This is a genomic window from Cohnella thermotolerans DSM 17683 (genome assembly GCF_000429825.1).
GTDB lineage: Bacteria > Bacillota > Bacilli > Paenibacillales > Paenibacillaceae > Cohnella > Cohnella thermotolerans.
Genome location: NZ_KE386963.1, coordinates 1 through 22,865 on the forward strand (window position 1 = coordinate 1; position 22,865 = coordinate 22,865).

Below are 22,865 nucleotides of genomic sequence, written 5' to 3' on the forward strand. Positions count from 1 at the left end.
ATTAAGCTTCCCGCCAAAGGGTAAGTAGAAATTTTCCAACAGATCTGCCATATCCCGATTCGGCACGAACACGTTCGCTCACTCCATCTGCAAGGTTTTTTGCCAATTTTCTATGTTTTCCTTGCAGATAAATTCGACAAAAGTAGCTCAAATCCCTTGTGGAATAAGGATTTTTTGTTCGTTCAGCAAGCCCTATTATAAAATCCAATCAATCATTCAGAAAATTCTTAACATTATCCTCTTGAAATTGTTTTAACTGGTTTACAACATCCTCATAATTACATACATTTTCAGCCCTAATTACCCAGTTTCGTTTATTCCTTCGAACTCCTTTTACCTTCCATAATCTAAATAAAAACCATGGGATTTGAAGGAGCAGATCGAAACATCCATTATAATCGATTAATGCATGTCTTATATGAGTTCGAGATATAATATTTAAAAGTCTCTCATCTCCAATCTCATGTTCCCTTTTATCAGCATATGTAAGTGATAATTGGGCATCCCCCAATGTTTGCAAAAAATCCCGCGTTTTCATTATTGCAAGTCTTACGTCAAACCCTTGCAATTCCATGTACAATTCTGCTTCTTGATACGGCCTCGGAATTTCCTTAATCAATTTAACCCCCCGTCCCTCTACCAAAATAACAAATTTTTATAAAGCGTTAATACCAATTAACATATACGTTACTGTTTCTTTCCCAGTCAGGAGATTTGCCTCGGTTCTTTCCCGTATATTAGCTTCAACCTGTAGTGGTACTGTGAATTTGGTATTTCTTAACGATTCCGCTATTAACCCATAAATATGCTCGTCATTTTCAGTAATTAGATTGAATTTATTTCTTTTCACATTAATACCTACAAGTTCGCCCTTCACAGTTATTTGATGTTCCTCGATTCTCACTTCTTCATTAATTGCTCTTATCGCCGTAGAAATATTCTCTTTATTAAGTCGTGAAACCATATGTTTTTCATTTGGAGAAGCCCATTCGGCTATTAACTCAACATTTTCATTATCAAGCAATTTCAGAAACTCATAATAGATTTGAATTACTTTTAGATTTAGGTTATTTATCTTCTGTTTTAGTTCTTTAATATCCTTAGTTGAATCTAATAAATTCATAAAGGTTTCAAGCGCTCCAGACAATACTGTGTCACCAAATAAATCAGTTTGCGCTTCAGATTCAAGCCTAACTCCAAAAGAAGCAGCATAGAAACCGACAGCTTTCAGTTTACTTCTTTCACTTCTTTCTTTACCTAATTTATATCTTCCTGTTGCTTTATTTTGAAATGGAATAAAATTCACCATGTCTTGTGTATAAAGTAATGCTGACCCTAAAACGTAAGCATCTATTTCATGCTCATGACTACTATTCGTATTTAAAGAAAGATCTAAAACATCTCTCCTTGCTAACCGAGCTGAACGAATAATCTCTGTTTTTGCAGGAAGTAAAGAAAGATCATCGATCTCCTTGTCTGGTAATTCTACATAGGAATCTATGTCGGGTAACTCATCTTCAATTATTGTTTGGACTAATCTTTTTTTGACTAATACTGCTCCGGTTCCTTTAGCTGGTGTAATAACTTCCCATACATATCCCTCTTCTGCATTCACAATGCATTCTCTTAATGAAATAAATCCTGTGCGTATTTGATTAAGACGTTTTTTACTGACAGGTACATAAAACCATGTATCTGATTGAGGGGTGGTATCGATCCAATTGGTAACAAAAACTTGGCCCTCAGGATTTTCACAGGAAAAAACCTTAGGACCATCAATATATTCAAAAACTTCAAGTACTTTTAGATCACCGATTGGAGTAGGCAGTCTATAATCCATATTGAACCCCTCATTAACTAAACCTTAAACAAGTGACTTACTTTTTGTCCCTTATAAAGCCACCAATCAACATGGGAAGAGAGTTTTGATTCAAGGACTACACCAGTATTCGCCTCAATTGGCCCTGCGGCGATAAACCCTCGTCGCTTATAAGCAGGAATTTTATTCTTTTGTTTCTCTGCCTCTTCTTTATCTTTATAGACAGATACCGAAGAAGCTACACATTCTTTTCCTGGGGGATATTGTTTATTCGCTTCAATGTGACTCAAGAAATCTTCATCTAATGGCGGATTATTTAGCGTTAATCTGTATACCGTTTCAATATTTTTTTCTTGGGCTTCTTGCGGCGGGCAATTTAAAACCGGCATAGGGCTTTTATATAGGCTATTATTAGCAATTGTCAAAAAGACCTACTCCTTACAATAGACTCAGGAAAGGCTTCCTATAATTGAGTCTATTGTACCAGAGGACATTATGAGTTTGATATAGAATTTTCCAACACTTCTTTGAACTCTATATAATATTTAGCGCTCTAACCTCTATTTTAAGTTCAAACCTTTCCTTTACCATTACTTATGATACGGTTCACCCCGGTTTATCTTAAACGCCCGATAAACCTGCTCCAGCAGCAGCACCCGCATCAGCTGATGCGGGTAGGTCATGCGCCCGAACGACAGCTTCTTGTCGGCGCGCGCTAACACGGCCGGCGACAGGCCGAGCGAGCCGCCGATGACGAAGGCGACGGAGCCACCGCCGTAGACGGCCTGGCGCTCCAAGTGCGCGGCGAGCTGCTCGCTCGACCAGTTCTCGCCGTCGATGGCGAGCGCCACCACGTGTGCGTCCGGCTTCAGCGCCGCCAGGATGCGCTCGCCCTCGCGCACGCGCACCTGCTCCTCCTCCGCCGGGCTCATGGAGTCCGGCGCCTTCTCGTCCGGCAGCTCGCGGATGTCCAGCCGGGCGTAGGCGCCCAGCCTTTTCGCATATTCCGCCACGCCGTCCGACCAATACTTCTCCTTCAGCTTGCCTACGCATACGACCTGAATGTGCATGTTTCCAATGCCTCCGATGCTTTCCTTATGCTCACAGCTTATCCTATTGACCCGATTTACGCAAAGGAAAAGGCCCGTTGGCAGGCCACCATAACAGCGCTGTACGTCGGGCAACCGCTCGAGAGGACAAAACAAAAGCCAGAACGCCGAAGCGAAGGAACTGGGCAAGCAGTTGAAGGAACGGCGGCGCTTCAAAAAGGAAGAGCTCCCGCGCAAGGAGCTCCCTCAAGTCTTTCTCAAGTCTTTCTCAAGCCTCAGTCAAGCCTCAGTCAAGCCTCAGTCAAGCCTTTTCAAGCCTCATCCATTCCTCATACATATAACAAATTCCCGTTTCGCCCAGCTGCCTTCTCGCCGCAGCCCGGCCCTCCCGGCCGAAGCGGCCGCTTCCAGCCCGATCGTGACGCCCCGGCGTTCGGCCTCTTGGGCCGGCTCCTCCGGCGCCTGCCGGGGCCTCGAAACTTGGGGCCGCCGTTCACACGGCGCTTTCCGCGGCCGGTTTATCGGCTTGGGGACGCGTTCCGGGCTTCCTGACCCCCAGGACTTGAAGGCAGGTCAGAATCAGCATGAGGGCGAGGAATGCGATTCCCCAGGCAACGCTTCCTGTCGCATCGTTCAACAGCCCGATGGCATAGGGACCCACGAATCCACCGAAGTTGCCGACCGAATTGATAATTCCGATTCCTACGACGGCGGCTTCGGCCGATACGGTTGCGGACGTGAACGCCCAGTACGGGCCGGAGAAGCTGTACAGTCCCGCAGTCGCCACGCAGATCATGACAACCGATATGATCGGGCTTGGGGAGATCAGGACGCCGACAAGGCCGATCGTTCCGAGCAGCGGTCCGAAGGCGGCATGGAATTTGCGCTCTCCCTTGCGGTCGGAATGCCGCCCGATCCAGACCATCGCCGCCGCTCCGCAAAGATAGGGGAGCATGGTGATCAGTCCGACCTGCGTGTCCGTCAGAACGTCGGACAGCGATTGAATAATCCGGGGCATCCAGAAGCTGATTCCGTACAGACCGACCACATAGGTCAAGTTGATCAGCGAAAATTTCCATACGATGCGATCTCGAAACACTTCTTTGAAGGACAGGCTTTTCGTAGTGGTCTTCTCCAACTCTTCCCTTCTAAGCTCGCCGATCAGCCAATCTTTCTCTTCGCGGCTCAGCCATTTGGCGTTCTCCGGCTTATCCTGCAAATAGAACAACGTGACGATTCCCAGGATGATCGCGGGAATGCCCGCCAGGACAAAGAGCCAGCGCCATCCCGGGATGCCCGCCCAATGTACGTGCTGCACGATCCAAGTCGAGACGGGAGCGCCTAAAGCGTTCGCCAGAGGAGGCGCCGTCATAAACAGGGCGACTGCGTTCGCCCGTTCTTTGGATCTGAACCAATACGTAATGTAAAGGATCATGCCCGGGAAAAAGCCGGCTTCCGCGACCCCCAGCAAGAAACGCAGAATCGACAGATGGCCGGCGCTGTCGGCAAACGAGGTGATAGCGGTTACAAGACCCCAAGTCAGAAGAATGCGGGCAATCCATTTGCGGGCTCCGAACCGATTGAGCAGAATGTTGCTGGGCACTTCGCAAAGGAAGTACCCGATGAAGAAAATCCCGGAGATCAGGCCGAACACGCTGCTCGACAAATGCAGTTCCTCGTCCATGCCCCCCATGGAAGCATAGGTGATGCTGACGCGATCAAGGAAGGCGATCAGGTAAGCGATAAACAAATAAGGAATAATGCGTATCGTTACTTTTCTCATCGTCTGTCTCTCTATGGATGCAACACTCATCGGAATTTCCTCCTTTTATACTCCTGCCATCGTCAGGATGGATCGACAGGGATTCTCACAATGCGGGGATCCGTAAAAATATCGTTCTCGTCGGTGCTCGTGGACGAGAATTCCGAGACGATCGCCCCTTCGCTCCCGGCTTGAAACCAATGCGGCGTGCCGGGAAGAATAGTGTACTGTTCCCCGGGGCGGAGCAAGATTTCGTGCCAGACGTTCAAATACTCGCCATATCCTTCGGGGATGACGGCTTTCGGTTGCTCCGCCGGCTCGCCCGGCACATATAAATAGACCGTACCTCTGCGGCATCGGAACGTCTCTTCCTTCCCCGGCGTTCCGTTCACGGGCGGATGATAGTGTTCGGGACAGGTTTGCCCCGGCAGGAGTACGAGCTCCTTCGCGCAGTAACGGTCCGTATTCACGTAGACCACGAGCTGCAGACCGATTTCCCGAATACGGCCCAGACCGAAGTCCGCAATCTCCAGCGATTCCGCTTCCTGCGGAGTGAGCGCGATTCCCGCTTCCTTCAAGTAGCGGAGCGTCTCTTCTTTAACCGATTGGCGCTCTTGTTTGCTGATCATGTCATGTAACCCCTTTCATCTTGTTGCCATCATTGTAGGCTCCCCGCCCCGAACAACGCCATATCGAAAACGCACCTGTATTTATCCAAAATTCAGGTTGTTGCTGCCGGATCCGGCATTGGTGAATTTAAAGCAAATAAACATGAATTTTCGATATAGCCGCATGTAAGCGTTCCCTCTAAACTTGAGGCATCGACGAATTCTACAACTTAGGAGGTTTTTATTATGGTGCGCAAGATGACGGTTCCCCCGATGCAATTGGTTGAACACGACGGTCCCGGCACGCAATTGTGCGCGGTCATGGAAGATCAAGGAACCATTTCAATTAAGCGGGCTTACATTCCAGAGCCGAAGGACGACGAAGTGAGGATCAAAGTCAAGTGGGTGGGCATCTGCGGAAGCGATTTGGAAGTTTACCGGGGAGCCCGCGAACCGGAGTTTCTGACTTACCCCACCCGTCTGGGGCACGAAGTGGCCGGCGTGATCGACCGGGTCGGAGCCAACGTTATCGGTTTGAAGGAAGGGGATCATGTCACCTTGCGGTATGTATGGGGAGCTTTCGCGGAATACGTATGCTGCAGTCCGTTCGCGGTCAAGGTGCTGCCCAAGGACTTCCCGCTGATCGAAGGCTCCCTGATCGAGATTCTGCCTCCGCTGATCCATACGGCGGAACGCGCCGAAATCTCGCCCCATAAGAACGTGCTCATTATGGGGCAAGGGGTCAGCGGCCTGGCCATGACGCAGGTCGTCAGTCTTTTCAGCCCGCGAAATCTTGTGGTTACCGACCTGTTCGATGAGAAGCTGGCGCTCGCCCGGAAGTACGGCGCGACGCACACTTACAAGCTCCCGTCGCCCGAGACGAGAACGATGGATATCGTCGGCCGGGACTTCCCCGACGGCTTCGATGTGGTCATCCCTTGTCTGCTCGAAGGCTCCGGCATGGTGGACGCCATCGACGCGGCCGCGCAGAACGGCCGGATCGTGATGTACGGATGCATCGGCACGAGCCACAAGCCCATCGATTTCTTCAAAGTGCACAAGAAGCGCCTCGACATCCTGTCGACGGAACCGAAGCGCGACATCGACAACCGCCGGTATTTCGAAGAAGGTCTTCGGCTTGTCACGGAAGGCTTGGTCAATACGAAAGAGACGATCACGCACATTTTCCCGCTGGAAAACATTCAGGAAGCGTTCAAGCTTCGCAACGAGCGGAGCGGAACTACCATTCACGTCATGATCGATTGCGAGGTCAAGCGCTCTTGATGCGGGAGACAGCGGGCGGCCTGAAGCAGATCCATTCGGACCGTCCGGATTGCTTCTACTGCAGCAAGAACGAGAAGCTGGACAGCCTGATGATCGAGGCTGCCGCTCTTCAAGTCTCGACGCTGTATGTGAACCGCGATCAGACGCATGGCGGACGGTGCATCGTCGCCTATCGCCGCCACGCGACGGAACTGTTCCAACTGGATCGGACGGAGCTGAGACTGTTTATGGAGGACGTCTCCCTGGCGGCCGAAGCGATCTACGGCGCATTTCGGCCGGACAAGATGAATTATGGCATCTACGGCGATCTCGTTCCCCATTTGCATGTTCATCTCGTTCCCAAATATAAGGGGACTGAGGAATGGGGAGAAGCGTTCGTAAACGCTCCTCCTTCCCGGAAGACATTGGATCCGGACGGATATCGGAAAATCGTGGAGATCATTCGGTCGCAGTTGAAGCGGTGACCGGACAGAATGCAGAGCCCCTGTTGTGTCAGGCTACAGGGGCTCTGATTCGTCTTCGGCATTTGTCGTAATCGTCGGCTGCGCTTCGATGCTGAAATCTTCCTCGAGAATGATGTCTTTCCCGACGACGGTGCGCATTTGCTCGCGGATTTTGATCGGCGGCATGCCGAAGCGCTCCAGGCAGAGTCTGGAGAAATAGGGCGGGGTTAGCCCGACCAGCTCCGCGATCTCCGAGACGGAGTAGGAAGTGAACTCCAGGTATTCCCTCGCCTTCTCCAGACGCAAAGATTGCAAATACTTCATGGGCGTGGTGCCCAGGTTGCGTTTGAACCGTTCGATGAGGTAGTGAGGATTGAAGTTGAAATGCTCGGCCATTTGTTCCAGACTGACTTTGGCGGACAAGTTCTGCTTCAGGTATTGAACCATCGGGAAGCTTTCCTCCGCTTCGCCGACCGGCGGAGTGAGCGGTTGGACGGCATGCGGGCTATCGTTATCGTATATCAAATCCAAGATGATCGCTTTAAATCCGATGTCGATCCGAAAAGGCAGCAGAGGATGGGATTGCTTCAGGTTGTCGCTGGAGAGCCGGAACAGCTCCTTCAGCCGATCCAGATGCCGGACCGGCACGCCTCCAGACCATTCCCGACTGGCCAGGCAGGCTTCCATTGGTTCCGCCATCGCGAATTTGACGTCGAACGTAATCGTATCTTCGGTAAAATGGAAGCCATGCGCGATCCCTTTGTTAAACAGATAACAATGATTGGAGAGCACGGGGTACGATTGTCCTTCTATTTCAATGGTGCCTTGTCCGTCGATGATTTGAAGAAGCTGGTAGAAGTCGTGGGAGTGCTTCCTGATCCCGCTGTTTCGGGAATAGTCCACACGTGCGAGCCACAACACCTGCAGTTGGCTGTCTCTCCATTTCATCAATCGCTCGTTTCCTCTCGCAGGGATTTTTCACCCATTGTAGCATGTTGATTTTCGACAAACAAAGGGAGAAACCTTATTTCCATCGAAGCGGCGCTCTCCTGCTTCGTCAACACCTTCAGTTCCGACTTGTTGGAGGCGTGAAGCGCCTTGATCTGCGCGATCAACTCCTTCTGCTGGGCGGCGCGCAGCGACTGCAGCTGAGCTTGAAGCGCGGCCGTCTCGCTCTTCCAGGTCGACGGCTGCGACGTACCGGCGGTTGCCGCCGCCGAGCTGCCGCTCGGGGCGGATTCCTCCGCGAAAGCGGAGCCGGCCACCGTCAGCAGGGCCCGGTTCCCGTGTCGCCGCAGACGAACGGCGATCTCGGTTCCCGGACCGTTATGGTCGATCGCGTTCCCGACCAGATTGACGAGCACCTGGCGCAGGCGCGCCGGATCGGCCTTGGCGTAGAGCTCCCGGTCCCCCTCCGCCGACAACCGCATACCCGCTTCTTCCGCCTTGTGCTTCATCTGCATAACGGTCTGCTCGGCAAGCTCGGCCATGTTCACCGTCTGGAAGTCGAACGTCACACGGTGCTCCTCGAAAGCCGGCAATTCCTGAATCTGGCCGATCAACCGCCCGAGCCGCTCTGTCTCGGCGAGCGACAGGTCGGCGAACTCCTTCCGCTCCTCCGCAGACAGAATACCGTCCGAGACGGCCTGAAGCGTTCCCCGAATGCTCGTCAGCGGCGTTCGCAGCTCGTGGGAAAATTCCGTCAGCAGCCTCCGCCTCTGTTCCTCGACCCGCTCGATCGACGCGTGCGCGGAATCCGTAATCCTGCATCGGCAACAAGAATAGGCCGCCCCCGGGTTCGCATCCCCGGCAGACGGCCCCTCGCCGACCTCCATCTTTTGCAGCTTACTTCGTTTTCAAATCCTCAATCGAGTTGATGTCCATATATTCCGGAACGACGAGGCCGAGCTTCGTGCCGACCAGGTTCGCGCCCAGATCCTCGAACTGTCCTTTATACTTCTCGTAGTAGTCCTTGTGCGTCGTCGGCAGCCAGGCGGCGACCATCGCGTCCGCGCTTCCGTTCGCGATGCCGGCCCACATCGGGCCCGCTTCCACCTGCAACGTGTCGACCTTGTAGCCGAGCCGCTGCTCCAGCACCTGCTTGACGACGTTCGTGCTGGCGATCTCGGAATCCCAGGCCACGTAGGCCAGCTTCAGCTTCTTGCCGTCTTCCTTGGGAAGATCCTTCACCCAGCCGTCGACCTTGTCCGCGTTGTCCTTCACCCATTGCGACGCCGCTTCTGCGGGGTCCTTGCCGTCCACGACCGCGGACATGACGACCGCCATGTCGTCCGGCGTCCACTCGAAGTTATCCAGCATCGCGTAAGCGGAAGGAGCGTCATTCTTCAGGCCGTTCCGTACGACCGTATGAATCTCCTCGTCCTTCCCGTAGGAGCCCTTCGGGTCCTCCAAATATTTCAGCTTGTACTTGGCGAACATCCAGTGCGGCGTCCAGCCGGTGACGATAATCGGCTTCTCGTCCTTGTACGCCTTATCCAGCGCCGCCGCCATGGCCGCGCTCGACCCCTCGACCAGCTTCCAGTCGGTTAACTCGTAATCCTTCATCGCTTGCTGCGTTTGCTTCATCAAGCCCGCTCCGGGATCGATGCCGATAATTTCATGCTTCACCTGATCGCCGATCGATCCCCCGCTTGCGCCGCCGGATTTCCCCGTCGAGCAACCCGTCAGCGCCAGGACGCCCGACAATCCAACGGCGATTAGAGCTCGGGTCGCAAACTTAACCATTCGATCCTCTCCTTTTCCTCTTCACCATGTTCTGCGTCATGCGGTCCAGCACGATCGCCAGCACGACGATCGCGAGTCCGGCTTCGAAGCCTTGGCCCGTCTTGATCTGCGTCACGGCGCCGTAGACGTCCGCCCCGATGCCCTGGGCGCCGATCATCGACGCGATGACGACCATCGACAGCGACAGCATGATCGTCTGGTTGATCCCGGCCATAATGGACGGCATCGCCAGCGGAATTTGCAGCTTGAACAGCTTCTGGTTGCGCGTGGAGCCGAAGGCGTCGGCGGCTTCGACCAGATCGCCCGGCACCTGACGGATGCCCAGATTCGTCAGCCGGATCGTCGGCGGCACCGCGAAAATAACCGAGGCGATGACGCCCGGAACGACGCCCAGGCCGAAGAACGTCACCGCGGGTATGAGATAGACGAAGGCGGGCATCGTCTGCATGAAGTCCAGCAGCGGCGTGAGCGCGCCGCGGACTTTGTCGCTCTGGGCGCACCAGACGCCGAGCGGAACGCCGACAACGACGGAAATGAGCGCCGCCGTCAGCACGAGCGCCAGCGTGTCGACCGTGTGGTCCCAGTAACCGAGATTGTCGATGAGCAGAAGACCGACGGCGGTGAACAGCGCGAACTTCCATTTGCCCAGAAAATAAGCCAAAGCGGCGGCCAGCACAATGAACACCAGCGCCGGAATCCAGTGGAACAAATCGGCGATGCCGTTCACGACGCCTTCGACGCAGAACGAGATAAAGTTAAATAAGGGCGCCAAGCCCGACTCCAGCGCGTCGACGAAAGCCTCCACCCATCGATCCAGCGGCAGCTTAGGAAACATCGACCCGCACCTCCTCCGCCTGCACGGGATGGCCGGCCAACGCGCCCAGTACGGCGCCGCGGACGATGACCCCGATCAAGCGCTCGTTGTCGTCCACGACGGCGACCGGGTGTCTCGCGCTGCTGCAAATATCGAACAGTTGGTACAGCAGCCGATCGTGCGTCACGACCGGAACGTCGCGGATAACGATGTCCTCGAGGCTCCGGCCCTCGCGGACGGCGGCGGAGGCGTCTTCCGCCGTAATGACCCCGACCAGCTTCCGGCCGCGGTCCACGACGAACAGGTTCGAGATGCCGCTCTCGCGCATAAGCTGCAGCGCGACGCGCGGCCCCCGGTCGAGCCCGATCGTCTCCGGCCGGCGCATGACCGAAGAGGCGGTCAGCACCTTGGACAAGTCGACGTCCTCGACGAACCGTTCGACGTACTCGTTGGCCGGATTCATCATCACTTCCTCGGGCGTCCCGATCTGCACGACGCTGCCGTCCTTCATCAGGGCGATCCGATCGCCGATGCGCAGCGCTTCGTCCAGGTCGTGGGTGATGAATATAATCGTTTTCTTCATCTTCTCTTGCAGTTCAAGAAGCTCATCCTGCATCTCCTTGCGAATGAGCGGATCGAGCGCGCTGAACGCCTCGTCCATGAGGAGGATGTCCGGGTCGTTCGCCAGCGCCCGGGCCAGACCGACCCGCTGCTGCATTCCCCCGCTAAGCTGGGAGGGCATGCTGTTCGCCCAATCGGCCAGACCGACCAGCCGCAGCGCATCGAGCGCCTTCGCCCGGCGCTCCGCCTTGGCGACGCCCTGCACTTCGAGGCCGTATTCCACATTCTCCGCCACCGTCCGGTGCGGGAACAAGGCGAACTTCTGGAACACCATGCCGATCTGCTTCCGCCGAACGCGGAGCAAGCTCTCCTTGTTCATCTTCACGATATCCTCGCCGTGAACGTAGATGCTTCCGCGGGTCGGCTCGATGAGCCGGTTCAGCATCCGCACGAGCGTCGACTTGCCGCTTCCGGAGAGACCCATGATGACGAAGATTTCTCCCGGCTCCACGGCGAACGACACGTTGTTGACGCCGACCGTATGATGCTTCTCGCGGTAAATCCGCTCCTTCGACCACCCTTCGTCCAGCAGGCGAAGGATCGAATCCGGGTCGGGACCGAAGACTTTGGTTGCCTGGCGCACTTCAATGATCGCCATTCGTTCACCCCATTTCTTCCAAGTTCGTATCCGGCTATGTACTTAAGTGTAAAAACATGGAGCGTTCGCTGTCAACGGAACTTACCGTAATATCTGTTCGTACAGTAAATTCTGTACAAAGTTTACTCTCGAATGCTCCGTTTTCCTCCCTATTTCAACTTTCAGGCTTTCTTTACTTTGTGGCCCGGGTTTTTTACAATAGCGATTGTACAACACAAAGGTCAGGTGAACTTACAGATGGAGCGCATCGAGGGTTTGACCCTTGAACAGGAACAGGCCATACAGAAAGCAAGGAAAAGAATCATCGAAGCGATCGGCAACAACATGGATCTGTACGGCATTACGCAATCCACCGGCCATCTGTACGGACTGCTTTTTTTCCAGAACAAACCGATGACGCTCGACGAGATGGGCCAAGCCATGGAGATGAGCAAGACGAGCATGAGCACGGCCGTGCGCACGCTGGTCGACCTGAAGATGGTGAACAAGGTTTGGGAGAAGGGCTCCCGGAAGGACCTGTACGAGGTCGAGCTGGACTGGTTCCAGACGTTCGCCGATTTCTTCTCGCTCAAGTGGCGGAAGGCGTCGGAGATGAATCTGCACGCGTTGCGCAAGTCCAAGTCGGAGATGCTGGAGCTGTCCGCGAAGCATGCCGAAGACGAGGACTTTCAGCAGCAGGTGCAAGCGGACCTGGCCAAGATCGACGAAGCGATCCGGTACTACTCGTGGCTCAACCGATTGATCGAGACGTTTGAATCGGGCGACATTTTCAAGCTCGTTCCGAAGGACGCTCCGCCGAAATGACGGCAGCTTGCCGAACTCTGCAACCATAAGTCTCCAACGCGCGAAAAATCCGGGACCGGGTTCATCATCGCGCGTTTTTTGTTTTAATGATTGATAATCGCGAGTACGGCTGCTTGCCCGATGGTTCCCATATAGAAAAATGCCATGAATTTAGGGCGAATTCTCACTGTAGTTTTCTCCGGCGTGCGGAGCTAAAATTTGATAGACATCTCTGTTAGCGCTTACATTCGCTCATCTCACAGGGGAAGGAGACACGTTTATGTTGCGCAAGCTGGCGAGTTGCCTGACGGCCGCCGCCTTGTTCGTCGGCATCGCGGGAACCGCGTCCGCCGAAACGGCGTCGTCCGCAAGTCATGCCAAGCAAGAAAACTACCAGTGGAGCCGGGTGCAAATCGTCGGAGGGGGATTCGTTCCGGGGATCGTTTTCAACCCGAAGGAGAAGGATCTCATCTACGCCCGCACGGACATCGGCGGCGCTTACCGCTGGGACGCGTCAAGCAAGAAGTGGGTGCAGCTGCTCGATTTCGTCGGCATGGAGGAGTGGAACATGCTCGGCGTCGAGAGCATCGCCACCGACCCGGTCGATCCGAACCGCGTCTATGTGGCGTCGGGCACGTACACGAACGATTGGACGGACAGCAATGGCGTGATTCTGCGTTCCGCCAACAAGGGCAGGACGTGGAAGCGGACCGAGCTTCCGTTCAAGCTGGGCGGCAACATGCCGGCCCGCTCGATGGGCGAGCGGCTGGCGATCGATCCGAACGACCACCGGATTCTTTATTTGGGCGCTCGCAGCGGCAACGGGCTGTGGCGAAGCGAGGATTTCGGCGCGACGTGGCACAAGGTCGACAGCTTCACGGCGACGGGGAATGTCAAAGATGATTACGGCGATACGGTGGGCGTGGCGTGGATTACGTTCGATCCGACGACGGGCGGGTCCGGCCGCAAGTCGCAGACGATCTACGTCGGCGTCGCCGACACGGAGCACAGCGTCTACCGCAGCCTGGACGGCGGCGCGACCTGGGAGCCGGTTCCCGGCCAGCCTGCGCAGGGCTTCCTGCCGAACCGCGGCGTGCTGTCCAAGAACGGCATGCTGTACGTGTCGTACGCGCAGGAAGTCGGGCCTTACAACGGCGGGCAAGGCTCCGTCTGGAAGTACGACACGAAGACGGGCGTGTGGGCGGACATTAGCCCGACGGGCGCCGGGAACACGAACAGCCCCTATGGCGGCTTGTCGGTCGACGCGCAGCACCCGGATACGCTCGTGGTCGCCACGATGAACAAGTGGTATCCGGACGAAGTCATCTACCGCAGCACGGACGGCGGGAAGACGTGGAAGCCGTTCTGGACGATGGATTCCAGCACGGGCTGGCCGCCCGCCCGGGACAACGCGTTCACGATCGATTATTCGCTGGCGCCGTGGCTCGACTGGGGCAAGAAGCCGGCCGACATCGCGCCGGAGATCGCGCCGAAGCTCGGCTGGATGATCGCAAGCCTGGAGATCGACCCGTTCAATTCGGACCGCATGATGTACGGGACGGGAGCGACCGTATACGGAACGGACAACCTCACTTCATTCGATACGGGCGGGAAAGTCAACATCTCCGTCATGGCGAACGGCATCGAAGAGACGTCGGTGCTCGGCCTTGTCAGCCCGCCCTCGGGAGCTCCGCTGCTGAGCGCGCTGGGCGATATCGGCGGATTCCGCCACGCGGATTTGACGAAGGCGCCGAACATGATCACGAATCCGTACATCGGAACGAGCACGGACCTCGACTACGCCGACCTGAACCCGAACCTCGTCGTGCGAGTAGGCAATACGAACGGCGTGGACGCGGGGATGGGCGTATCGCAGGATAACGGGCAGACGTGGACGCCCGCCCGAAATCCGTGGACGACGCTGCCGCTGACCGGGGACAATAAGGATCAGCCGGATTCGCGCGATCAGACGAACGGCGGCTGGGTTGCGGTCGGAGCGGACGGAAGCGCGATCGTCTGGAGTCCCGGAAGCACGTCCGACGCGGCTCCGCGGCACGTGAGTTACTCGAAGGACCTCGGCCAGACGTGGGCCGCGTCCGAAGGCATTCCGGATGGCGCGATGGTGTCCGCCGACCGCGTCGATCCGAACCGGTTCTACGGGTTCGCGAACGGCACGTTCTATGTCAGCACGGACGGCGGCCGGACGTTCGCGGCCTCGGCGGCGACGGGTCTGCCGGCGAAGCTGACCGGCAAGTTCAAGGCGGTCCCTGGCGTTGCCGGCGATATCTGGCTGGCGGGTGCCGCCGACAACACCGATCAGCAAAGCGCCTTCGGGTTGTATCATTCGACCGATGCCGGCCGCTCCTTCAAGAGGCTGGATTCAATCCAGGAAGCGGCCACGATCGGCTTCGGCAAGGCGGCGCCGGGCAAGACGTATATGGCTTTGTATACGTATGCGAAAATCAACGGCAAGTTCGGCATCTATCGCTCCGACGACGCGGGCAAAACGTGGGTGCGGATCAACGACGACGAGCATCAGTTCGGCGCCGCGAACCGGACGATCACCGGCGACCCTCGCGTGTACGGGCGCGTCTATGTCGGCACGAACGGGCTCGGCATCGTGCAGGGCGACTTGCGCAACGGTAAGCCGTAGAGAACAGGCAGCCTAAAGGCGGGATTCGGTCCGCCGTTAGGCTGCCTTTTTTGTACGCGGGCCTCAGGGGCATGTCCTTTTTTTGATATCCCGATACATAGCAAAAAGCCCGGCATCCCTGCCGAGCTCTTGGGCCTATTCTCCTGCATGAAATTATTCATGGATCCGGACGAGAAGCTCGCCCAGCGTCTTCATCGCTTCCTGCTCCTGATCGCCGTCGATCTCCAGCGTCACTTCATCCTGGGCGGCAATGCCGAGGGTGAGCAAGCCGAGGGAGCTTTTGCCGTTGACCTTCTTGCCTTTGCTGAGCACGCTCACTTTGCAAGGGAACTGGCTGGCGGCTTGGACGAACGTCTTGATCGGACGAACGTGGAAGCCGGCCGGGTTGGTTACCGTAAACGATTGAGTAATCATACGCTGACTCTCCTTTGAAGTTGTTCCTGAACGAAGCTTTGCACTTCCCGATGGCCGCGCAGCGACAGCGCCTGCTTGGAGAGGGATTGCCAATCGCCGAAAGACAGCGAGCCGATAAGCTCCCGAGCCGGGAGGATGGAGCCCGCGCTCATGCTGAATTCGTGCAGGCCGAGGCCGAGCAGCAACGGAATCGCGGTCAGGTCGCCCGCCATCTCGCCGCAGACGCCGACCCACTTGCCCTCCGCGCGCGCCGCGTCAATAACGTGGCGGATCAGGCGCAGGATGGACGGGTGATACGGCTGGTACAGATAGGACACCGTCTCGTTCATCCGATCGGCGGCCATCGTATATTGAATCAGGTCGTTCGTGCCGATGCTGAAAAAGTCCGCTTCCTTCGCGAACAGATCCGCCGACACGGCCGCTGAGGGAATTTCGATCATCATGCCGACTTCGATGGAGTCCGCGACTTCCACGCCGGAAGCGATCAGTTGCCGCTTCTCCTCTGCGAGAATCTTCTTCGCCTCCTGCAGCTCTTCGAGGACGGCGATCATCGGGAACATGATCTTCAGGTTCCCGTAGCGGCTCGCCCGCAGCAGCGCGCGGAGCTGGGTGCGGAACACGTCCGGCCGCTCCAGGCAGAGGCGAAGCGCACGCTGGCCGAGGAACGGATTGCTCTCCTTCGGCAGGTCCATATAAGGAAGCTCCTTGTCCCCTCCGATGTCCAGCGTCCGGATGACCACCGGTTTTCCTGCCATTTTCTCCAACACATATTTGTAGCTTTGGAACTGCTCTTCTTCGGTCGGCAGATCGCTGCGGCCCATGTAGAGAAATTCCGTGCGGAATAACCCGATCGCTTCGGCGCCGTTGTCCAGCGCTTTCTGAACGTCTTCCAGCTTGCCGATGTTAGCCGCAATCTCGACCCGATGGCCGTCGGCCGACACCGAGGCCCGCCCGGCCCACTGACGAAGCTCGGCTTTGCGCCGGTCGTATTGGGCCTTCTTGTCCTGATAGAGAGCCAGCTCCTCCGGGCTCGGATCGACCAGCAGCACTCCTTCGACGGCGTCCAGCACGACGACGGAGCCGGACGCGATGTCGCGGACGCCGGCGCCGGCGCCCACGATCGCGGGGATATCCAGGGAACGGGCCATAATCGCCGAATGAGACGTGCGGCTCCCGATCTCGGTCACGAACCCCCGCACGACGTCCAGGTTCAATTGCGCCGTATCGGACGGCGTCAGGTCGGGCGCCACGATCACGCACTCCTCGGCGAGCTGCGACAGGTCGCCGCCTTGAACGCCGCGCAGCGCGTTGATGACGCGCCCGCTGACATCGCGCACGTCCGCCGCCCGCTCCCGCAGCGACTCGTCTTCGAGCTGGCTCAGCGCCTCGATAAAAGTCTGCGAAGCCTCATACAGCGCGTACTCCGCGTTCACCGCTTCCTCCCGGATCCGTTCCTCGACCGTCTCGATCAGATCGGGGTCCTCCAGGATAAGCAGATGTCCTTCGAAGATCGCCGCCTTCTCGGCTCCCAGCTTCTCCTCGGCCACCGCCCGAATGCGCTCGATCTCCGCCTGGGCCTGCCGAATCGCGTCCCGGAAGCGCGCCACTTCCCGCTCCGGCTGCTCCACCGAACCCCGGACCGGCACGTACGCCTCCGCGTCTAGAACGACCGCCCGGGCGATGGCGAGCCCCGGCGACGCGGCAATCCCTTGCAGTTGTTTTGCCATAACTTTTCCCTCCTTACGCTTCCTGACGCTGCGGCGCAAGCGACTCGTAGGCGGCGACGACTGCGGCGTGAAGAGGGTGATCCGCAGGAATGCCCGTGTAGCGAACCAGCGTCTCGCTAAGTCCTTGCTCCTCGATCGCCAGCTGAAGCTCGGCCGCTTCCGGATCCACCGCATAGTCGAATCGCAGAGCCGCGGCCAACGCGCCGGCCAGATAGGTCGTGTCGATGCCAAGATCGTAGGCGAGCAGAGCGGGACGGACCAGCCTGTCGTTCGGCGCCAGCTTGCGGATCGGCGAACGGCCGACGCGTACGACTTCGTCGGTCAGATAAGGATTGCGGAACCGGTCGATAATTTTATCGATATAATGGCGATGCTCCGTCTCGTCGAACCCGTACTGCCGGATCAACACGGCTCCCGTCTCTCCCAGCACCCCGCGGATTCGGGCGACGATCTCCTCGTCCCGCATCGCTTCCTGAATCGTCGAATACCCTTTCAAATAGCCGTGATAAGCGGCGCAGCAATGGCCCGTGTTGACGGTGAAAAGCTTCCGCTCGATATAAGGCCCGAGCCGGTCGACGTAATGAACGCCCTCGATGAGCGGATAGCCTTCCGGCAGGGCGGAACGGTCGACCACCCATTCGTAGAACGGTTCGACCGTCACCTGCAGCTTGTCTTCGTGCTGCTGAAGCGGCACGATCCGGTCCACCGCCGCATCGGGGAAGGCGATCCGACCGGCCGCGCGCTCCTGAAGCTCCGGAGACAAATAACCGTAAACATGCTTCTTCAGCTCCGTGCTCCCGCCGATCGCGTTCTCGCAGGCGATGACCGCCAGCGGGCGAACCCCGGGCGCTCCTGCGCCCGCGGCCGGCGCCTCTTGCAGCCGCAGCTCGATTCCTTTGGCGATGTTCTCCGCGATGTAGGGCAGCACCGTCAGGCCGACCGCCGTCGTCACCAGATCGGCATCGGCGATCGCCCGCGCGACGCGCTCCGCGTCCCGTCCGTTAATTGCCGATACGTTGCGGACTACCGTCGTGTCCGCCTTTTCACTAGCCAACGTCACCTTGTATTCTCTGCGCTCGTTCAGCAGCGAGACCCGTTCTTCGCTCACATCGACGAACTGAATCTCATAGCCGGAACGCGATAGCAACAGCCCGATAAAGCCGAGCCCGATGTTGCCTGCGCCGAAATGAACCGCCTTCATTCGCCCATCCCCTCTTCGAAGATCGCGATCAGCTCTTCCTCCGAGGAGGCCTGCAGGATGCGCCGCATGTCGTCTTCCTCCGACACCAGCACCGCCACGCTGGACAGCACGTCCAGATGCTCTTCGCCCACCGCCGCGAGCCCGATGACCAAGTAAGCTTTCTCCTCTCCGAAGTCGACGCCTTCCGGAACGACCAGCACGGACATGCCGGTGGAGCGAATAAGCGGCTTGGAATCGTTCGTGCCGTGCGGCATCGCCAGACCGCCTCCGACGTAAGTGGAGGACACGCGCTCCCGCTCGATCATCTTGTCGACGTATTCGGAAGGCACGTGACCCGCGTCGACGAGCAATTGGCCCGCCAGCCGAATCGCCTCATATTTGTCTTGCACGGTGACGTTCAGCTTCACTTTTTCTTTAGATAAAATGCTCATGTTGATTCTCCCCATTCCCTTGTTGTCTAATAAAATCTTCAAGCTCCCGCGAGATAAAAGCTTTAATGGCCTCCGCGTCCGCTTCCTCCAGCAGCCGGATCATCTCCGGCAGCAGCAGCATGGCGCTGATCTCGCTTAGCACCTCCAGACCGGGACGGCCCATGTCGCGCGGCGCGAGCATCAGCAGAATGTGCCGGACTCCCGCCGTGCCGTCCGCGCCGAGCGGAAGCGGAGACGCCAGCCGGAACAGCGACAGCACCGATCTCGGCACCCATTCGCTTCTCGTATGGAACAGCGCCACGTTCGTATCCGCGATGCGCTGAGTGCCGCTGTTCTCCCGTTCGATCAACTGCCGCACCAGCACATCCGGACGTTGAATGTTCACCTTCGGCATCAAACGGTCGAGAATGGACGTCAGAACGGTCCGCAAATCGCGCCCACGCCCCCCTAGGTCGAGAGCGTAAACTTCGAATTGATCCAACAGCTGAACCACTTCCGACGTGTATGCGTTGACCCGCTTCAGCCACTCCAGCGATCCCGCCTCTTCGTTCCGACCGGCGGACGCCGGAGGAAGAGGGCCTGCGGCGGTTTTCCACATGTAGCTGCGAAGCTTCTCCGTCTCTTCCCGGGTCAGCAGCGGGCTAAGCTTGACATAGCGTTCCGGTTCCATCGGCAGATCGACCGTCGAGATGATCAAGTCGTAACGATCCGGCGGAATGCGCGCGGCCTCGTACCAGGAATAGTGCCCGACCAGCTCGATCTGCGGAATCTCCTTTTGGATACGAACCGCGAGCAGCTTGGAGGAGCCGATTCCGCTCGTGCATACCAGCAGCGCCCGCACGGTTCGCGGGAACATCTTCCACCGCTCCGCCGAAGCGCCGAAATGCATGACCAGGTAGCCGATCTCCTCGTCCGGGATGTCGATCTCCGGCAGCGCCTCGTCCGCGCCCGCTCTGACCGCAGCGAACAGAGGCGCGTAGTCCTTCTTGATCTGCGGCAGCAGCGGGTTGCGAATCGCCTCGCCTGCCCGGAGGCGCTCCAGCGCCGGTCCCAGATGCTTGACCAACCCGTCCAGCAAAGAGCGGTCCCTGTCAAAAGGAACGTCCAGCCGCTTCCCCACGGAGCGGATCAAACCGACAGCCGCCTCCGCGATCGCAAGCCCGTATCGGTCCAAGACGGTGGCGGGATCGGCCGATGCCTCCGCTTCCGCTTCGGCGAGCAGCCGCTGCACGTAGATTTTCTCCGCTTCCGGCCAATCCGGGCCGAACGCTTCCAGGAAGCGTTCCAGCTTCGGCGGCGGGGCCCCTGTATCGGCAGCCGCTTGCTCGTCGGGGCGAATTCCCATCCTGTGGTTCTCCCGCATTCGCGTGATCGCCACGGAGAGACGGATCAGCAGACGGGTGTAGGCCGTCTCCGACAGCCGTCTCGGCCAGTTCTCCTCCAGTTTCCACAGCAGCTGCTCGATGGCGAGAAAATGATGCTTGCCCACCATCCGCAGCAGTTCCCGGACAACCGGCCCCTGCGCTGCGGAATCGGAAGACGCGCCGAACAGATCGGAGTCGTCCAGGTAGTTCTGCGCCATCGAAGCGATCAGGCTGCGCTTCGCCGCTTCGTCCCCGGCGATCTGCACGCCGTAGCCTCTTCGGCGAACCAGCTCCAACCCTTGCTTGCGCAGCTGCGGCTCCATCTCGTCCAGATCGCGGGCCACGGTCGGAATTGCCGCATGAAGCGCATGGGCCAGGGCGTAGAGCTTGACGGGCTCCTCTTCCTCCAGCAATCGGCACAGCATGAGCACCTTGCGTTCTTCAGGCGAATAATCACCGCTGACGGAAGCGCCGAGCCGCTCCTTGAAGCGCGCGACAGCCTCCTCGCTTCCTTGAAGCGAAATGCCGATGCCCGATTTCCGGACCAGCGCCAGACCGCTTGCGGCAAGGAGGGACTCCAGCTCCTGAATCTCGCGGTGAACCGTTCGCACGCTGATCTGAAGCTCCTCCGCAATCTCCCCGGCGGTCACCTCCCCCTGCCGCTTGAGCAGCAACTCCAGCAGGCGGCGTTGTCGATTGGAGACGATCATGACCGATGTCGTTCCCCTTCCGAGAAATGGACGAAACGCCGACGGAAATTCGTCAGCGCTGCGCCACAGCTCATTAATCGGTATCTTTGCGTCCAAGACGCTCTACGAGCACATCGTACTCTCCGGCCTTGAGGAAGTCGTCGATGGAAATGTGCTCCGCGTCCGGCGCTTTTAATTTTGCTCGATCGGTCAACGTTTTATGGGTGATGACAATATCGGCGTCCGCAGGAATATCGTTTATTGCGGTATTCGTCACCTTCACCGGAACCTGCGCCTTGTTCAGCTTCTTCCGGAGAATCGAAGCTCCCATAGCGCTGGAACCCATGCCGGCGTCGCAGGCGAACACGATTTTGTTCACTTCCGAATTCGCTTTCACGACCGTGTTGGCCGGAGTCGCTACGGCGACGGCTTGACCTTTCGACTGCGCCTTCATTTCTTGCACCTTGGCGGTAGCCGCTTCCAGATCGCCTTCCGCCGTCTGACGACTGGTCTTCAGCAGCACGGACGCGATCAGGAAGGAGACGATCGCTGCCGTCGCCACGCCGCTCAGAACCGGAAGCAGGCCGCCCTTGGGAGCCATCGCGATATAAGCGAAGATGCTGCCGGGCGATGGAGTGGCGACCAGCCCCGCTCCGGTGGCGGAGAAGGTGAGCGTGCCCGTGACGCCGCCGCAGATTGCGGCCAGGATAAGGCGCGGATTCATCAGAATATACGGGAAGTAGATCTCATGAATGCCGCCCAGGAAATGGATGATTACGGCTCCGGGAGCCGATTGCTTCACCATGCCGCGGCCGAACAACCAGTAGGCGAGCAGGATGCCAAGCCCCGGACCGGGGTTGGACTCCAGCATGAACAGCATCGACTTGCCGGTCTGCGACGCCTGCTCCAGCGCGATCGGGCTGAGCACCCCGTGGTTGATCGCGTTGTTCAGGAACAGCACCTTGCCGGGTTCGATCAGAATGTTCGCCAGTGGAATCAAGTGGTGATTGACGAGGAATTCCACGCCGTTGGCCAGCGCTTTGCTGATCGTTTCGACCACCGGGCCGACCCCTTTGTACGCGCCGATCGCCAGCAAGCCGCCGATAATGCCGGACGAGAAATTGTTGACGAGCATCTCGAAGCCGGAGCGAATCTTGCCGTCGATCGTCCGGTCGAACTGCTTCAGAATCCACGCGGCGAGCGGACCCATGATCATCGCCCCGAGGAACATCGGAATGTCGGTGCCGACAATGACCCCCATCGTGGCGACGGCGCCGATAACTCCGCCCCGCGTTTTGTGAACCATCTGTCCTCCAGTATACCCGATGAGCAGCGGCAGCAAATAAGTGATCATCGGGCTGACCAGCGTAGCCAGCTTCTCGTTCGGAATCCACCCCGTCGGGATGAACAAAGCCGTGATGAGCCCCCAGGCGATGAACGCGCCGATGTTAGGCATCACCATGCCGCTGAGGAACCGTCCGAACCGCTGAACTGCGATCTTCACGCGTCCTTCCTCAGCGGAACCTATAGAGGCGGAAGCGGCGTTCGGGTTAACCGCTTGACTCATGTATAACTTCCTCCTTTATTGTGTTCACATCGCTGTGAGTATGATTGAAATCTGAATCTATCTTAATGGTGAAGCGCTTACAATATCAATCGAAGGAAAACCAGCTTTCGTCATGAAGGCTGTTGACAAGATTTATTGTTCTTCTGTCGGCGCCAATTTATTCCTTCCGAATAAGCGCCGCAATCGGCGCCGGAATGGACGGGCAGTGCGGTTTAACAGCCCATTCCCGGCTTGACGATCATCGGCTTCCCTGCATGTCTTCCGGTAACGTTTCCCAACAAAAAGGAAACATT

Annotated in this window: 21 protein-coding genes; 4 read left to right on the forward strand and 17 right to left on the reverse strand. The window is 57.4% G+C overall.

The window, feature by feature from the left end; translation table 11 throughout:
* Nucleotides 1-208: 208 nt before the first annotated feature.
* The 6 genes from G485_RS30255 to G485_RS0122645 all read right to left on the reverse strand — a co-directional run bounded on the left by G485_RS30255 (nucleotide 209) and on the right by G485_RS0122645 (nucleotide 5,259).
* Nucleotides 209-619 (reverse strand): hypothetical protein, encoded by a 411-nt coding sequence (locus tag G485_RS30255; protein ID WP_156922551.1) that lies wholly within the window; start codon nucleotides 617-619, stop codon nucleotides 209-211.
* Nucleotides 620-655: 36 nt separating this feature from the next.
* Entirely contained in the window at nucleotides 656-1,840 is a 1,185-nt protein-coding gene (locus G485_RS30260; protein WP_156922552.1) for a DUF6575 domain-containing protein, read from the reverse strand.
* A 17-nt stretch (nucleotides 1,841-1,857) separates the two neighbouring features.
* On the reverse strand, nucleotides 1,858-2,244 hold the full coding sequence (locus G485_RS30265) for a hypothetical protein (RefSeq protein WP_156922553.1): 387 nt from the start codon (nucleotides 2,242-2,244) through the stop codon (nucleotides 1,858-1,860).
* Nucleotides 2,245-2,409: 165 nt separating this feature from the next.
* Nucleotides 2,410-2,889, reverse strand: a complete 480-nt coding sequence (gene rlmH, locus G485_RS0122635) for a 23S rRNA (pseudouridine(1915)-N(3))-methyltransferase RlmH (protein WP_027094407.1) — start codon at nucleotides 2,887-2,889, stop codon at nucleotides 2,410-2,412.
* 472 nt (nucleotides 2,890-3,361) lie between these two features.
* Complete coding sequence (locus G485_RS0122640; RefSeq protein WP_027094408.1) at nucleotides 3,362-4,681, reverse strand: MFS transporter; 1,320 nt, start codon at nucleotides 4,679-4,681, stop codon at nucleotides 3,362-3,364.
* Between the two features lie 32 nt (nucleotides 4,682-4,713).
* Entirely contained in the window at nucleotides 4,714-5,259 is a 546-nt protein-coding gene (locus G485_RS0122645; protein ID WP_027094409.1) for a D-lyxose/D-mannose family sugar isomerase, read from the reverse strand.
* Between the two features lie 225 nt (nucleotides 5,260-5,484).
* Between G485_RS0122645 and G485_RS0122650 the strand changes: the two genes are divergently transcribed.
* Together G485_RS0122650 and G485_RS0122655 are read left to right on the forward strand one after the other, a co-directional pair.
* Nucleotides 5,485-6,522, forward strand: a complete 1,038-nt coding sequence (locus G485_RS0122650) for a sorbitol dehydrogenase (protein WP_027094410.1) — start codon at nucleotides 5,485-5,487, stop codon at nucleotides 6,520-6,522.
* A complete protein-coding gene (locus G485_RS0122655; RefSeq protein ID WP_051318508.1) occupies nucleotides 6,522-6,986 on the forward strand; it encodes an HIT family protein in 465 nt (154 codons plus the stop codon). Before G485_RS0122650 ends, G485_RS0122655 begins: the two co-directional genes overlap by 1 nt.
* Nucleotides 6,987-7,019: 33 nt before the next feature.
* Here the strand turns inward: G485_RS0122655 and G485_RS0122660 are convergent, their stop codons facing one another.
* The 5 genes from G485_RS0122660 to G485_RS0122680 are packed head-to-tail and all read right to left on the reverse strand — an operon-like array spanning nucleotide 7,020 to nucleotide 11,743.
* Nucleotides 7,020-7,913, reverse strand: coding sequence for an AraC family transcriptional regulator (locus G485_RS0122660; RefSeq protein ID WP_027094412.1), 894 nt, complete (start codon nucleotides 7,911-7,913; stop codon nucleotides 7,020-7,022).
* Nucleotides 7,913-8,800, reverse strand: coding sequence for a sensor histidine kinase (locus tag G485_RS0122665; protein ID WP_027094413.1), 888 nt, complete (start codon nucleotides 8,798-8,800; stop codon nucleotides 7,913-7,915). Before G485_RS0122665 ends, G485_RS0122660 begins: the two co-directional genes overlap by 1 nt.
* 10 nt (nucleotides 8,801-8,810) lie before the next feature.
* Nucleotides 8,811-9,710, reverse strand: coding sequence for a glycine betaine ABC transporter substrate-binding protein (locus G485_RS0122670; RefSeq protein WP_027094414.1), 900 nt, complete (start codon nucleotides 9,708-9,710; stop codon nucleotides 8,811-8,813).
* A complete protein-coding gene (locus G485_RS0122675) occupies nucleotides 9,703-10,545 on the reverse strand; it encodes an ABC transporter permease (RefSeq protein WP_027094415.1) in 843 nt (280 codons plus the stop codon). Before G485_RS0122675 ends, G485_RS0122670 begins: the two co-directional genes overlap by 8 nt.
* Nucleotides 10,535-11,743 carry a quaternary amine ABC transporter ATP-binding protein gene (locus G485_RS0122680; protein ID WP_027094416.1) on the reverse strand — a complete coding sequence of 403 codons (1,209 nt, stop codon included), beginning with the start codon at nucleotides 11,741-11,743 and terminating at the stop codon, nucleotides 10,535-10,537. Before G485_RS0122680 ends, G485_RS0122675 begins: the two co-directional genes overlap by 11 nt.
* A gap of 237 nt (nucleotides 11,744-11,980) precedes the next feature.
* Between G485_RS0122680 and G485_RS0122685 the strand changes: the two genes are divergently transcribed.
* Both G485_RS0122685 and G485_RS27880 read left to right on the forward strand, forming a co-directional pair.
* Nucleotides 11,981-12,547, forward strand: coding sequence for a GbsR/MarR family transcriptional regulator (locus G485_RS0122685; protein ID WP_027094417.1), 567 nt, complete (start codon nucleotides 11,981-11,983; stop codon nucleotides 12,545-12,547).
* A gap of 259 nt (nucleotides 12,548-12,806) precedes the next feature.
* Entirely contained in the window at nucleotides 12,807-15,179 is a 2,373-nt protein-coding gene (locus G485_RS27880; RefSeq protein WP_051318501.1) for a WD40/YVTN/BNR-like repeat-containing protein, read from the forward strand.
* Between the two features lie 153 nt (nucleotides 15,180-15,332).
* Here the strand turns inward: G485_RS27880 and G485_RS0122695 are convergent, their stop codons facing one another.
* The 6 genes from G485_RS0122695 to G485_RS0122720 all read right to left on the reverse strand — a co-directional run bounded on the left by G485_RS0122695 (nucleotide 15,333) and on the right by G485_RS0122720 (nucleotide 22,572).
* On the reverse strand, nucleotides 15,333-15,593 hold the full coding sequence (locus G485_RS0122695; protein WP_027094418.1) for an HPr family phosphocarrier protein: 261 nt from the start codon (nucleotides 15,591-15,593) through the stop codon (nucleotides 15,333-15,335).
* On the reverse strand, nucleotides 15,590-17,320 hold the full coding sequence (gene ptsP / locus G485_RS0122700) for a phosphoenolpyruvate--protein phosphotransferase (protein WP_027094419.1): 1,731 nt from the start codon (nucleotides 17,318-17,320) through the stop codon (nucleotides 15,590-15,592). The genes G485_RS0122695 and ptsP overlap by 4 nt, the downstream gene beginning before the upstream one ends.
* 13 nt (nucleotides 17,321-17,333) lie before the next feature.
* A complete protein-coding gene (locus G485_RS0122705) occupies nucleotides 17,334-18,521 on the reverse strand; it encodes a mannitol-1-phosphate 5-dehydrogenase (RefSeq protein WP_027094420.1) in 1,188 nt (395 codons plus the stop codon).
* The gene (locus G485_RS0122710) at nucleotides 18,518-18,952 is read right to left on the reverse strand and encodes a PTS mannitol transporter subunit IIA (RefSeq protein ID WP_027094421.1); all 435 of its coding nucleotides are present in this window, start codon (nucleotides 18,950-18,952) and stop codon (nucleotides 18,518-18,520) included. Before G485_RS0122710 ends, G485_RS0122705 begins: the two co-directional genes overlap by 4 nt.
* Nucleotides 18,936-21,026: a BglG family transcription antiterminator gene (locus G485_RS0122715; protein ID WP_027094422.1), complete on the reverse strand. Its 2,091-nt coding sequence runs from the start codon at nucleotides 21,024-21,026 to the stop codon at nucleotides 18,936-18,938. The genes G485_RS0122710 and G485_RS0122715 overlap by 17 nt, the downstream gene beginning before the upstream one ends.
* A 73-nt stretch (nucleotides 21,027-21,099) precedes the next feature.
* Complete coding sequence (locus tag G485_RS0122720; protein WP_084423457.1) at nucleotides 21,100-22,572, reverse strand: PTS mannitol transporter subunit IIBC; 1,473 nt, start codon at nucleotides 22,570-22,572, stop codon at nucleotides 21,100-21,102.
* Between the last annotated feature and the right edge of the window lie 293 nt (nucleotides 22,573-22,865).